Raw genomic sequence first — 13,380 nt, 5'->3', positions numbered from 1 at the left:
GCCGGTGCGGTCAGCTCTGCTTCCAGTGCTGCTCGGCAGCACCGGTGCAGCGGCGCAGGAACAGCCGGCCGCCGTTGTCGCCCTTGTCGACGGTGACGCACTTGCCCTCGGCGGCCGGGTTGACCAGTTCGTTCTTCTGGGTCACCCGGAACTGCTGAGCGGCGTTGCCGTTGCAGGCCACCAGTTGCACCGGAGTGTTCTCCGCGATCGAGCCCCAGGCCAGGTCCATGCACTGACCCAGTGACCGGACTGTGCCGTCGGGGTTGAAGGCCCAGGTCTGGCCGGCGGCCTTGGTGCAGTCCCAGACCTGCAGCGGGGTGCCGTCGTTGCCCGAACCCGCCCGGCCGTCCTTGACGTCGAGGCAGCGCTTCGAGCCTTCGCTCTGCATCCGGATAGCCGTTGACGGACGTTGCCGCAGCGCCTGATTGTCCGCCGCCAGGCCTTGTTTACCGGGCTCGGTGACCTTGTTGGTGACCGTCGCGGTGGCAGTGGCCGTTGTGGTGGCCGTCACAGTCGCGGGCTTCAACGGGGGCGCGGCCGGTGCGGTCACGGTGACCGGCGGCAGCGTCACGGTGGTGCCCGGCTGGACGACGGTCACCTGGCCGCCCGGGGCGGTCATCGTCACCGTCGCGGTGGCGACCGAGACGCGCGGCGTGGTGGTGATCGTGGTCCTGGCGGTCGTCGTGGCGGTGGCCGTCGTGGTTGCTGTCGGCACCTTTGTCGGCGACCCGGTCGGCGTACCGGCCGGGGTCCGGACGGAGATCGGGGCATCCACCGCGATCACCGTGTCCGACTTCTTGCCGCCGCCCAGATGGGTCAGCAGCGGGACCGCGACCGCCGCGCCGGCCACGAAGGTGACGACGAACGCCGTCGTGGTCCAGGCCCGCCGGTCGGGCATCGGAGCCACCTTCGGCAGCAGCGGCCGGCTGGCGAAAGTCCGCGCGAAGCGGGCCGAGTTCTGCTGGCCGGACCGGCGAAAACCAGGCAATCGGAAGGGCGGCACGTCGACTCCAGAGGTGGGGGCGGACTCGGTCAGGCCTCTGGTTGAAGGCATGACCACATTGAGAATCTCCCGAACAGGGGGTCCGAGTCAACGAAAGCGTGAGTCACGCTCTCATTACGGTCGGGAACTGGATTGTTGCTCTTTGTTCACCTACAGTCAGCGGCATTGGTTGCATTCTTCCACTAAGTTCAAGACCTGAATTCCAGGTCTGCCGCCCCTGAACGAGGTCCCGCCATCGACGACATCAGCGCGAGCCGGATGAAAGCCATCGAGCTTTGTCTGGCCGAACGCGAAACCCTGCGCCGCTATGTCCAGAGCCTGGTCGGATGGAACACGTTTGCCGTCGAAGATGTGATTCAGGAAACACTGCTGCGGGCCTGGGTCCAGGCCGAGACGCTGGACTGGGAGAGCCGGCCGATCCGGATGTGGTTGTTCCGGGTGGCCCGGAACCTGGTCGTGGACCTGCACCGCCGCGAGAGCCGGGCGATCCCGGTCGGGCTGTGCCAGAGCGAGTTCGAGTCGGACCTGAGCGAGCCGGATCCGGCCGAGCGGGTCACCGACCGGACCGTTCTGGTGGAGGCGCTGAACCGGCTGTCCCCGGCGCACCGGGAGGTGGTCACCAGAGTTCACCTCTGCGGTCATCCCGGTGAGGATGTCGCTTTGGCGCTGGACGTCCCGATCGGTACCGTGAAGTCGCGTACTCACACGGCCGTCCGCACCCTGCGGGGGGATCTGCTGCGTCGCGGATGGGGCGAGGCCGCTGCATGACGGGGATGCAAGGCGGCGGTGGCGTCCGCACGATGCTCGGGTACGCCGGCCTGGTGATCCTGGCGCTCATCCTGCTCAACCTGCTGGTCAGGCGGCTGGGTGGCTGGCGCCGGCTGGGCCGTTGGATCAAGCGCGAGTACAGCCGGACCGTGCACGCGTTCTCCGACCCGATCGCGGCCCGGATCAGGTACCGGCGGCGGGTGCGGTTCCTGGGCCGGATCCTGCGGAACAAGGCCGGCTGGGCGCAGGCCGAACAAGCGATGGGCTTCGCGGCCGCGATCGACCCCGCGATGTCGCCGTACGCGCTGGCGCTCGCCAAGCAGCGCATCGGAGTACTGGTCGTGGGACTGCCGGCCGAGCGGCCGTTGCCGCCGCCGTGGCAGAAGGACGAAGCCGATCCCCGGTTGTGGTGGATCGAGCGGCGTGAACTCGCCGGCTACTCGGCGCCGTCGGGGCATGTCCCCTCGCAGACACCGCTGCTGGCCTGTCTCGGGACCGACGCGAGTGGCAAGAACGCGATCATGATCGACCTGCTGGCCGGACCCCCGTCCCTGTCGGTGTACGGCGAACCGCGGACCGCGCGGGCCGTCGTCCAGGCGCTGGCCGCGCAACTCGACGTGCGGCTGCCGGCCGGGGCTGTCGAGGTTGCCGACGGGGTCCACGGCAAGCACGACGGGATGCCGCTGGCCGACGCGATCCAGCGTCGGGGAGCCTGGTTCGTGATCGGTGCGGAGAAGTTGAAGACCCGGGTGCCCAAGGGCGTGCGGCTGGTCACCCTGGGCGTCGGCCGAGGCAGCTCGCGGTTGATGGAGGCCACGCCGGACCGAGGACTGCTGCTGCACGGCGCGGCCTCGTGGCTGGAGATCGATCCGTTGCCGTTGGCGCGGGCCGTCGCCAAGTCGGTACTGCGGATGCCGCCGCACGACTTCGAGACGCGTGGTCCTGGCGGCCCGGCGGTCGACGCGGACGATCTGGACGATCTGGAGCTGCCGGTGGGTGTGGCCGGTGTGTCGGTGCTCGGCTCGGACGCCGGGCGACCGACCGACCGGCCGAAGGGGAAGGCAGCGTCGTGGAACTGAACCTGACCACCGTCGAGCAGCAGGGCGAGCGGCGTACCGACCGGGTGGTGAAGCTTCCCCGCGGGCTGTCCGTGGGCGGTTTCGCCGAAGGCCTCGGCCGGCCCGGCCTGTCGTTGTTCGTCGGCGCCAGGAGGCTCGACTCGGCTGCTCCGCTCGCTGGTTCGGGAGTCCGCGACGGTGGCGTGCTCGGTGTCGGCGCTCCGGCCGAGTCGCCGAACCTGGTGCAGAGCACGGCCGTCGCCGCTCCGGTCGTCGTCGAGTTGCACGCGGTCTCCGGTCCCGAGGCCGGCCGGATCTGGCGGATCGGGCCGGGGAGCCACGAGATCGGCTCGGATCCGCTGTGCTCGATCCGGCTGACCGGCAGCGGCGTACCGCCCAGTGGTCTGTGGGTCACGGTCGGCCCGTCGGGCGAGACCTACTGGCACCAGACCGAGTCGATGGTCGGCAAGGTGATGAGCCGCCGGATCGGGCCGCCCGAGGACGATGCCGCGACCAGTGCGATCCGGGTCGAGGACGTCGAGAACCCGCAGGACGGCACATCGCCGGCGAGCGACCCGGGTGAGGTGCCGATCGGTCAGGTGAACGAGTGGCCGCCGGAGGAGGACCTGTCGGTCGGATCGGTGCTGCTGCGCTGCAGCGGGTCATTGGAGCCGGTCGCCGCGATCCGGGCCGCCGACGACGGTTTCGGTCTCGACTACAACCGGCCGCCGCGGATCGCGCCGCATTTGGACGACAGCAAGATCCGGCTGCCCAACCCGCCGCCTCCGCCGGCCAAGCGCCCGTTCCCCTGGCCGGTCGTGCTGGCACCGGTCGTGCTGGGCATGGTGATGGTCGGACTGTTCAACTCCTACTACTTCCTCATCTTCACGATGCTGAGCCCGCTGATGATGGGCATGAACTACTTCAGCGGCCGGAAGAGCAACCGGGCCGAGCACCTCGAAGCGATCCGTCGTTACGTCGCCCGTCGGGCCGCGCTGGAGGAAGAGATCCACGTCGCGGTCACCCGCGAGCGGCTGATCCGGAACGTGACCGCGCCCGACCCCGTTCGCGTTGCCCAGTTGGCGATGCGGCCGGGCAGCCGGTTGTGGGAGCGGCGCCGCAACGATCCGGACTACCTGTTGCTGCGGCTCGGCACGGCGGACCAGGCCTCGCTGAAGGAGCTCGACGACCAGGGCCGTGAGGAGAACCACCGGACGATCCGCTGGACGATCCCGGACGCGCCCGTCGCCGTACCGCTGCGGGGGCACGGCGTGGTCGGGATCGCCGGCAACTATGCGGAAGCGCGGGCGCTGAGCCGGTGGCTGGTGATCCAGGCGGCTGCTCTGCACTCGCCGCGGCAGCTGCGCATCGTCGTACTGGCTGAGCCGGATCGGATGGACGACTGGGCCTGGGTCCGGTGGTTGCCGCACCTGCGGCCCGACGGTGCGCCGGCGGCGGTGCTGATCGCCAACGACGAGGCGACGACTGCCTCCCGGGTGACCGAGCTGATCTCACAGGTGCAGGGCCGGCAGCGGCGGATCGAGGCTTCCACCAACAAGCAGGAGCCGTTGAGCGACCCGGAGGTGGTCGTGATCGCCGACGGCGCGCGGCGCCTGCGCGACGTACCGGGATTCATCCAGGTGCTGACGGACGGGCCCGCGGTCGGTGTCTACAGCATCTGCCTGGACCGCGACGAGCGGCTGCTGCCGGAGGAGTGCGGCGCGGTGATCGCGACCGGGCTCGAGACGCTGACCGTGAAGCGGCCGGGGCTGCCCGACCAGAAGAACGTGCGCGCCGATCTGGTCACCTCGGACTGGTGCGAGCAGATCGCCCGCGCGCTGGCGCCGGTCCGCGACGTCACACCGGATCACGACGCCGGACTGCCGAAGATGGTGAAGCTGCTTCCCGAGCTCGACCTGGAGCCGCCGACCGCCGAGGCGCTGGTGAACCGGTGGCAGCGACGTCCGGCCAGTACTTCGTTCGTGCTCGGCGCCGACTTCGACGGACAGTTCGTCCTCGACCTGGTGACCGACGGACCGCACGGCCTGATCGCCGGTACGACGGGCTCGGGCAAGTCGGAGCTGCTGCAGACGATGGTCGCCTCGTTGGCGGCGGTCAACCGGCCGGACGAGCTGACCTTCGTGCTGGTGGACTACAAGGGCGGCAGCGCGTTCAAGGAATGTGCCGGCCTGCCGCACACGCTGGGCATGGTCACCGACCTGGACTCGCACCTGGTCGAACGGGTGCTGGAGTCGCTGGACGCCGAGCTCCGGCGACGGGAACGCATCCTGGCCGCGGCGGACGCGAAGGATCTGGTGGACTACCAGGCCAAGCGGCTGGTGGATCCGTCGCTGGGCCGGTTGCCGCGCCTGGTGCTGGTGATCGACGAGTTCGCCGCGATGGTGCGGGAGATCCCGGACTTCGTGCCCGGCCTGATCAGCATCGCGCAGCGCGGCCGGTCGCTGGGCATCCACCTGATCCTGGCCACGCAGCGGCCGGCCGGGGTGGTGACCGGTGACATCCGGGCCAACACCAACCTGCGGATCGCCTTGCGGGTAACGGATCAGGCGGAGTCGCAGGACATCGTCGACGTGAACGAGGCCGCGTCGATCACGCCGGACATCCCCGGTCGCGCGCTGATCCGGCGTGGGCCGCGGCTGGCCGACCTCTTCCAGACCGCCTGGGTCGGCGCCGAGCGGGACGCGGTCGACGATCTGATCGAGCAGGGGCCGGCCGAGCCGTCGAACGTGCACGTCACCGACCTGGACTGGGAGTCGCTCGGCCGGGCGGTCGCCAAGGACGACGGGCCGATCGAGGTGGACGAAACACCGCCCACGCTGGCGGTCACCGACCTGATGGCCCTGGTCGAGGCCGTTCGAGGGGCTGTCGACCAGCTGGAGGACTTCGCCGTACAGCCGAAGCCCTGGCAGCCGGCGCTGACCGCGCAGTTGCTGTTGTCGGACCTTCCGAACACGTCGCAGAAGAAGCTGTTCGCGCCATACGCGCTGGAGGATCTGCCGGCCCTGCAGCAGCAACGGGTCGCCGGGGTCGACTTCGAGACGTTCGGCCATCTCTACGTGATCGGGGCGCCGCGATCGGGGCGGACGCAGATGCTGCGGACGCTGGCCGGTTCGGCGGCGAAGAACATCAGTACGGCGGACCTGCACATCTACGGCATCGACGCCGCCGGTGGTGGTCTCGCGGTGATCGAGACGCTGCCGCACTGCGGGGCGGTCGTCTCGCGGCACGACATGGAGCGGATGAGCCGGATCCTGCGCCGGCTCGGCCAGGAGATCACCGAGCGGCAGGAGCTGGCCGGAAAGCACAACGCGACCGGCCTGACCGAGCTGCGCAAGTTGTTGCCGAAGGCATCGAGGCCCGCGCACATCCTGGTCCTGATCGACGGTTGGGACGCGCTGGCGTCGATGCTGGACGACCACGACCAGGGGCAGGTGCTGCAGGACGTGATGCGGCTGCTGCGCGAAGGGGCCGGTGTCGGCGTCCATGTGGTCGCGACCTCCGAGCGCTCGCTGCTGGGTGGCCGGCTGTCGTCGCACAACGACCACAAACTGCTGCTCCGGCAGGCGGATCGGACCGACTACCAGGCCGCCGGGCTGCGGCTCACGAAGGTGCCGGCGAACGTGATTCCCGGGCGCGGCTGGCATGTGCTGACCGGGACCGAGACGCACATCGCCGTACTGGCCGAGGGTGGTGGCGCCGCGCAGGTCGACGCGATCCGCGACATCGCTGCCGAGGCGCGGAAGCGTGACGCGAAGGTGCCGGCCGAGCGACGTCCGTTCGCGGTGGCCGAGTTGCCGTCGTCGGTGGAGTTCGCGGCGGCGTACGAGTTGGTTCGGGCCGAGGACCGGCGACCGCTCTGGGGTCTCGTCGGGCTGGGTGGTGACGAGGCCGGCGCGCTGGGCGTCGACCTGAAGGGGGTCGCGTCGTCCTTCGCCGTACTGGGTCCGCCCGGGTCGGGACGTAGCAACGCCCTGTCGGCGCTGGCGGTCTCGCTGCTGGCAGGCGGTACGTCGCTGATCCTGATCACGCCTCGCGAAACCCCGTTGCGCACGCTGGAGCGTCACCCGCAGGTCGTGTTGCTCAACCAGTCCGATCCGGGCGAGGACCTGCTCCGGTCGACCCTCGAGCAGATTCCGGGCCCGAAGGTCGTGATGATCGACGACGCGGATCTGGTGATGATGGCCGCCGCCGACAAGCTGCTGAAGGAGATCATCATCTCCGGCCGCGACACGGGTGTCGGCCTGGTCTTCGCCGCCTCCACGGACGGCTTCCAGACCGGCATGGGCGGTTGGCCGACCGCGGCCCGCCGAGCGCGCCGAGGCCTGGTCATCGAGCCTCGCTCGATCGGCGACGGCGATCTGATCGGCGTCCGGCTGTCGCACAACATCACCCGCGCCACCCCGAAGACCGGGCGGGCCTGGACGACCGGCCCGGGGTCGACGCCGATCGCCGTGCAGATCCCGCTCACCACCTTGCGGGCCTGACCGTCAGACAGCTTCGGCGGTCAGGTCGGCAAGGAGCTGCCGTACGCGGGTGTCGATCTCGTCGCGGATGGTGCGGACGGCGGAGAGGCCTTGGCCGGCCGGGTCTTCGAGCTGCCAGTCCAGGTAGCGCTTGCCGGGGTAGTACGGGCACTCGTCGCCGCAGCCCATGGTGATGACGACGTCGGAGGCTCGCACCGCGTCGTCGGTGAGGGGCTTGGGGAACTCCTGGGAGATGTCGAGGCCGAGCTCGGTCATCGCTTCGACGACGGCCGGGTTCAGCTGGTCCGCCGGCTGGGAGCCGGCTGAGCGCACGATCACCTTGCCCTGGGCGTGATGGGCCAGCAGGGCCGCGGCCATCTGCGAGCGGCCCGCGTTGTGGATGCAGACGAAGAGGACCTCGGGAACACTCTCGGACATCAGTTCTCCTGGTAGAAGCGGCGTCTCGCCCACAGCGAGACGTAGACGAGTGCGACGAGGACGGGAACCTCGATCAGCGGGCCGACGACGCCGGCCAGCGCTTGGCCGGAGGTGACACCGAAGGTGCCGATGGCAACTGCTATGGCGAGTTCGAAGTTGTTGCCGGCGGCGGTGAAGGCGAGCGTCGCGGTCTTGGCGTAGCCCAGGCCGAGCTGGTGCCCGAGGACGAAGGATCCGCCGAACATGAGCACGAAGTACGCCAGCAGCGGCAGTGCGATGCGGACAACGTCGAGCGGTGCCTTGGTGATCGCGTCGCCTTGCAGCGCGAACAGCATCACGATCGTGAACAGCAGACCGTAGAGGGCGACCGGGCCGATCCTGGGCAGGAAGCGCGCCTCGTACCAGTCCCGGCCACGGGTCCTCTCGCCGATGGTGCGGGTCAGGTAGCCCGCCAGCAACGGAATGCCGAGGAACACCAGCACACTGACGGCGATCGCGCCGATCGAGAACTCCGCGCTGGTGGTCTCCAGGCCGAGCCAGCCGGGCAGCACCTGCAGGTAGAACCAGCCCAGGCCGGCGAACGCGATGATCTGGAAGACGGAGTTGATCGCCACCAGGACGGCGGCGGCCTCGCGGTCACCGCAGGACAGGTCGTTCCAGATCAGCACCATGGCGATACAGCGGGCCAGACCGACGATGACGAGGCCGGTGCGGTACTCCGGCAGGTCGGGCAGCAGCAACCAGGCCAGCGCGAACATCAACGCCGGTCCGACGACCCAGTTCAGGACCAGCGACGCGGCCAGCAGCCGACGGTCGCCGGTGACCCGACCGGTCTCGGTATAACGCACTTTGGCCAGCACGGGGTACATCATCAACAGCAGCCCGATCGCGATCGGCAGGCTGACCGAGCCGATCTCGACCGCGTTCAGGGCGTCGTCCAGGCCGGGCACGAACCGGCCGAGCAGCAGCCCGAGCGCCATCGCGGCGAGGATCCAAGCGGCCAGGAACCGGTCGAGGAAGGACAGTTGCGCGACGACGCGGCCGTCGGTGGACGGCGTTGTCTTGTTCGCGGTTGCGGGCATGAGGGGTCTCCCGATCGGGCAGGGGATTCGGATCGACGGTCGTACCGGGTGCCGTCGCGGAAGGTCAGCGAGTCAGCGCTGAGGCGTCGGGAGCGGCCAGCAGCGCCGAGATCCACTGCATGCGGTCCGGCAGCGGCCAGTAGTAAACCCAGGTGCCGCGGCGCTCACAGTCGACCAGGCCGGCCTCGCGCAGGACCCGGAGGTGGTGGGAGATCGTCGGCCCGGACACGGCGAAGTACGGGGTGATGTCGCAGACGCAGACCTCGTCGTCGGCCGAGGCGATGATCGACATCAACCGCAACCGGATCGGGTCGGACAGCGCCTTGAGCACCGCGGCCCCCTCGACGGCGGCGGCCTCGTCGAGCGGCGAGACCGAGATCGGCGCGCAACAGCCGCCACCGCGGCCGACGGGCAGGTCTTGTTTCGACATATGTCTATCTTGACTTCTATCTAATCAAAAGGCAAGGTGGGCCTCGCTGTTTAGATGAACATCAACTTAGTGCTCGAGGCAGGGGACAAAATGACCAGCGAGATCGCCACCACCTCCACCACCTCCACCGGCTCCGGCGGGTTCGCCGGAGATCCTGCCGAGGCCTTCGCGCCGCCGTCGGCGGGCAGTTGCTGCGGCAGCACCCCGACCGTGCAGTCCGACGCCGAGCCGGCAGCCGGCTGCTGCGGGACCGACAAGGCCGCCGCCGGCGGGTGCTGCGGATGACCGGCGCGTCGCCCGGGCCGACCGCGGCCCCAGCCGCACCGGCCCGCGGCGGCGCCTCTGCCGAGAGGATGCTCGCTACCGTCCGTGAGCTCGCCGCCGACGTCTACACCGGCCGCCGCATCGGTACGCCGGGTGGCAGGGCGTCAGCGGCCTGGTTGGCCGACCAACTGCGCACGCTGGGTGCCACGGTGCGCCTGGACGAGTTCGAGGTCGCCGGTGTGAAGGAGTTGCAGGCCACCCCGACCCTGACAATCGGGCAGCAGGCACTCGTTCACCGCCGGGACTTCGCCGAGCAACTCACCTCGGCCGAGATCCCAGTGCCCGGTTCTGGCCTGCTCGCGACCGCAGAAGCGGAATCGTGGACCGGTCGGTGGGTCGCCGTCGAGGCCGCCGACCAGCAGGTCGTGGAGCGGGCATGCGCGGACAAGGCGGCTGGGCTGCTCGTTCCCCGCGGCGTGGACGAGGCGGGCTGGATGCCGAAGATGATCGCCGGTCCTCCCGCTGGAGAGATCGCCGTCTTGTCGGTACGAGCCGGCCTGTACGCCGGTCTCGCGCGGAGGGCCGGCGAGACGGTGACTGCCTCGATACCGCTGCGCACCGTCGCGACGACCGGCGCCAACGTGTACGGAGTCTTCGCCGCCCCGACCGGCAGCCGGTTGTCGGTACTGCTGACTGCGCACTTCGACGGCGTGGGCGACGATCCACAGCAGCGCCATCCGGCCGCCGCCGACAACGCGTCCGGTGTCGCCGTGGTCCTCGAAGTCGCGCGGTTGCTGTCGGCTGAGTTGCCACCTGCGGTCGGCCTGGCGGTCGCTCTGCTGGACGGCGAGGAAGCCGGAGCGCGTGGCTCGGCCCATCACGCGCCTCAGCTCGCCGCTGGAACCTTCGTCCTCAACGTCGACGGCGCCGCGCGGTTGGGTGCCGCAGCCGCGGTCGAGGCCGGCGGACCGGCCGAACTTCTGCTGGCAGCGGTCGACCAGGCCGGGCGGCGTACCGGCGTACCGCTGCGCGCCGGCCCGATGGCCTCGGACAACCGCCGGTACGCCGCTGCCGGCCTGCCCGCGATCGGCATCGGGATGGGGATGCCTGGCTACCAAACGCCTGCCGAGACCCCCGACAAGGTCGAAGGACGAACGCTGCTTGCCGCGGCCGCGCTGATCAGGGCGACTGTGGATCACCTCATCGAAACCTCTGCACAGCTTGGAGAAACACCATGAGCATCACTACTCCCGACCTCCCGGTCGTGGTCATCGGTGCAGGCCCGATCGGCCTTGCCGCCGCGGCGCACCTGGCCGAACGCGGGCTCGACTTCGTCGTACTCGAATCCGGTCCGGCCGTTGCCGCGGCGATCGACGAATGGCGGCACGTGAAGCTGTTCAGTCCGTGGCGCTACGACATCGACAGCGCCGCCCGCAGACTCCTCGAGCAGGCCGGCGGCTGGACCGAACCGGACCCGGACACGCTGCCGACCGGTGGCGACCTGATCGACCTCTATCTCGCGCCGCTGACGAAGACACCGCAGCTGAGCGACAAGATCCGCTACAGCTCGGCCGTGCAGGCCGTCACTCGCGTCGGCTTCGACCGCATCCGTACGGCGGGCCGCGAGGACGCGCCGTTCCTGGTTCGGCTGGCCGACGGGTCCGAGCTGCTGGCATCCGCGGTGATCGACGCGGCCGGGACCTGGCGGCGACCCAACGTGCTCGGCGGTTCGGGCATCCCCGCGCACGGCGAGGACGCCGCGGGAGCTCAGATCGCCCGGGCGCTGCCTGACGTCCTGGGCCGAGATCGCGACCGCTTCGCGGGCCGTCGTACTGCGGTGGTCGGAGCCGGGCACTCGGCGGCGACCACGCTGCTCGACCTCGGTGACCTGGCCGAGCAGGTCCCGGGGACTGAGATCGTCTGGGTGGTGCGCGGGGCTGATCAGGCTCGCACCTACGGAGGCGGCGACGCGGACGAGCTTCCGGCGCGCGGGGCACTCGGGTCGCGGTTGCAGAACCTCGTCCGGACGGGGCAGGTCGAGCTGGTCAGCAGCTTCCGGATCGAGTCCGTCGACCGGACCGGCGATGGGCGGCTCGAGCTGGTGGCCGGTGAGCGACGCGTCGTCGCCGACACGGTGGTGAACTCCACCGGCTTCCGTCCCGACCACGCCATCGTCGGCGAACTGCGGCTCGACCTCGACCCGATCATGGGTTCCACCCGGGCGCTGGCGCCGCTGATCGACCCCAACCAGCACTCGTGCGGCACCGTGCCTCCGCACGGAGTCGAGGAGCTGACCCACCCCGAGCCCGGCTACTACGCCGTGGGCGCCAAGTCCTACGGGCGGGCGCCGACCTTCCTGCTGGCCACCGGGTTCGAGCAGGCTCGCTCCGTCGTCGCCGCGCTGGCCGGCGACTGGGAGGCCGCGCGCGACGTACAGCTGGATCTGCCGGAGACCGGAGTCTGCTCCTCCGGACTGGCGACGGGAATCACCGGTGGCCTGCTCACCGTGCTCGACGACAAGCCCGCTACCGCTCAGTCCGGCTGCTGCAACTGATGAACCCCGCGACGATCGCCTCCTCCGGCTCCACCGGAGCGGGCGATCGTACCGGCGTACCGCGCCGCCTGGTCGCATCGCTCGCCGCGACTCAAACTGTCGGCTACGGCGTCCTGTACTACGCGTTCAGCGCGCTGCTGGGACCGATGAGCCGCGATCTCGGGATCAGTACCGCGACCGCGGCCGGCGCGCTCACGATCGCGGTACTCGTCAGCGGGCTGATGTCGATCCTGGTCGGGCGGTGGCTCGACGCGCGCGGCGGGCACGCGCTGATGACCACCGGTTCGCTGCTCGGCGTCGCCGGGATCGCCGGTTGGTCGCAGGTTCACTCCGTCGCCCAGCTGTACGGCGTGTTCGTGCTGATCGGGATCGCGTCGGCCATGGTCCTGTACGAACCGGCCTTCGCGGTGGTGGTCGCTGTCACCGCGCCACAGAGTCGCGCCAACGCCCTGCTCGGGATCACGCTGGTAGCCGGCTTCGCCAGTTCGATCTTCATCCCGCTCACCGGGCGCCTCGACGAGACCTACGGCTGGCGCGCCACGCTCCTCGTCCTCGCGCTGATTCTCGCGGTGATCACCGTGCCACTGCACGCGGTCGCGTTACGTCGTACGGCGCCGCGCGCTGTCGATGCCCCAGGCAACCAGCCTTCGTCTTCGCCGCGACGGGCTTTGCGTGATCCAGGATTCTGGCTGCTGGCCGCGGCCTTCGTGCTGCACAGTGCCGCTCTGGCGGTGATCGCAGTTCACCTGGTGCTCTACCTGACCACCCTCGGTCACCGTCCAGGGCAGGCTGCGACGATGGCCGGACTGCTCGGCCTGCTTTCGGTCACCGGCCGAGTGGTCGCCACAGCCTCCGCGCGATGGTTGCCAATGGCTACCACCACGGCTGCGATCCTCGTCCTCCAGGGATTCGCGATCGCGCTGCTTCCTTTTTCCGGCCGGACGATCGGCGGTGCGATCACCTGCCTGGTCCTGTTCGGTCTCGGCTTCGGCGTAGCCTCCATCGCCACCCCCGCGATCCTGCTCGACCGCTACGGTGCGACTGGCTACGCCACCATCGCCGGCACCCTCGCGACACCGACGCTCGTCGCGAGAGCCGCAGCGCCGCTGGGCGGCGCAGTGCTCGCCGCAACCATCGGCTACCGCTCACTCATCCTCGCCGTCGCCGCGGCATGCACGGCTGGAGGTGTTCTCCTCGCACTCACGCCAGGCAGCCGATCGGCAGCGTCGTTCAACAGTCCGGGCAGCCCCTCGGACCAACCCGACAGATAGCCCTGGGCATGCGAAAGGCCCCAGGTGG

General features: G+C 70.0%; 11 protein-coding genes. 7 read left to right on the top strand and 4 right to left on the bottom strand.

The genetic code is table 11. The features are described 5' to 3' along the window. Positions 1-10: 10 nt before the first annotated feature. Positions 11-898, bottom strand: coding sequence for an RICIN domain-containing protein (locus OX958_RS34905; protein WP_270134676.1), 888 nt, complete (start codon positions 896-898; stop codon positions 11-13). Between the two features lie 363 nt (positions 899-1,261). On the opposite strand from OX958_RS34905, the gene OX958_RS34900 reads away from it, so the two are divergent. Genes OX958_RS34900 through OX958_RS34890 form a run of 3 tightly spaced genes read left to right on the top strand, consistent with a single transcriptional unit; the run spans position 1,262 to position 7,334 of the window. Beyond that, positions 1,262-1,771, top strand: coding sequence for a sigma-70 family RNA polymerase sigma factor (locus tag OX958_RS34900; RefSeq protein ID WP_270134674.1), 510 nt, complete (start codon positions 1,262-1,264; stop codon positions 1,769-1,771). Continuing rightward, positions 1,768-2,850, top strand: a complete 1,083-nt coding sequence (locus OX958_RS34895; RefSeq protein ID WP_270134673.1) for a hypothetical protein — start codon at positions 1,768-1,770, stop codon at positions 2,848-2,850. Before OX958_RS34900 ends, OX958_RS34895 begins: the two co-directional genes overlap by 4 nt. Continuing rightward, a complete protein-coding gene (locus OX958_RS34890) occupies positions 2,841-7,334 on the top strand; it encodes an FtsK/SpoIIIE domain-containing protein (protein WP_270134672.1) in 4,494 nt (1,497 codons plus the stop codon). Before OX958_RS34895 ends, OX958_RS34890 begins: the two co-directional genes overlap by 10 nt. A 3-nt stretch (positions 7,335-7,337) precedes the next feature. On the opposite strand, the gene OX958_RS34885 is transcribed toward OX958_RS34890, so the two are convergent. The 3 genes from OX958_RS34885 to OX958_RS34875 form a co-directional block, all read right to left on the bottom strand. Further along, positions 7,338-7,751, bottom strand: coding sequence for an arsenate reductase ArsC (locus OX958_RS34885; RefSeq protein WP_270134671.1), 414 nt, complete (start codon positions 7,749-7,751; stop codon positions 7,338-7,340). Then, the gene (gene arsB / locus OX958_RS34880; RefSeq protein ID WP_270134670.1) at positions 7,751-8,833 is read right to left on the bottom strand and encodes an ACR3 family arsenite efflux transporter; all 1,083 of its coding nucleotides are present in this window, start codon (positions 8,831-8,833) and stop codon (positions 7,751-7,753) included. The genes OX958_RS34885 and arsB overlap by 1 nt, the downstream gene beginning before the upstream one ends. Positions 8,834-8,897: 64 nt before the next feature. Beyond that, complete coding sequence (locus tag OX958_RS34875; RefSeq protein ID WP_270134669.1) at positions 8,898-9,263, bottom strand: ArsR/SmtB family transcription factor; 366 nt, start codon at positions 9,261-9,263, stop codon at positions 8,898-8,900. Between the two features lie 54 nt (positions 9,264-9,317). Here OX958_RS34875 and OX958_RS34870 point away from each other — a divergent pair, with 54 nt between their 5' ends. The 4 genes from OX958_RS34870 to OX958_RS34855 are packed head-to-tail and all read left to right on the top strand — an operon-like array spanning position 9,318 to position 13,352. After that, a complete protein-coding gene (locus tag OX958_RS34870) occupies positions 9,318-9,548 on the top strand; it encodes a hypothetical protein (RefSeq protein ID WP_270134668.1) in 231 nt (76 codons plus the stop codon). Next, positions 9,545-10,765 (top strand): M28 family metallopeptidase, encoded by a 1,221-nt coding sequence (locus OX958_RS34865; protein ID WP_270134667.1) that lies wholly within the window; start codon positions 9,545-9,547, stop codon positions 10,763-10,765. Before OX958_RS34870 ends, OX958_RS34865 begins: the two co-directional genes overlap by 4 nt. After that, positions 10,762-12,081, top strand: a complete 1,320-nt coding sequence (locus OX958_RS34860) for an FAD-dependent oxidoreductase (protein WP_270134665.1) — start codon at positions 10,762-10,764, stop codon at positions 12,079-12,081. Before OX958_RS34865 ends, OX958_RS34860 begins: the two co-directional genes overlap by 4 nt. Continuing rightward, the gene (locus OX958_RS34855) at positions 12,081-13,352 is read left to right on the top strand and encodes an MFS transporter (RefSeq protein WP_270134664.1); all 1,272 of its coding nucleotides are present in this window, start codon (positions 12,081-12,083) and stop codon (positions 13,350-13,352) included. The genes OX958_RS34860 and OX958_RS34855 overlap by 1 nt, the downstream gene beginning before the upstream one ends. The last annotated feature ends 28 nt before the right edge of the window (positions 13,353-13,380 follow it).

This window comes from Kribbella sp. CA-293567, assembly GCF_027627575.1.
Classification (GTDB): Bacteria; Actinomycetota; Actinomycetes; order Propionibacteriales; family Kribbellaceae; genus Kribbella.
The sequence above is the reverse complement of the archived record's forward strand: the minus strand, read 5'-3'. Positions and strand labels throughout refer to the sequence as shown.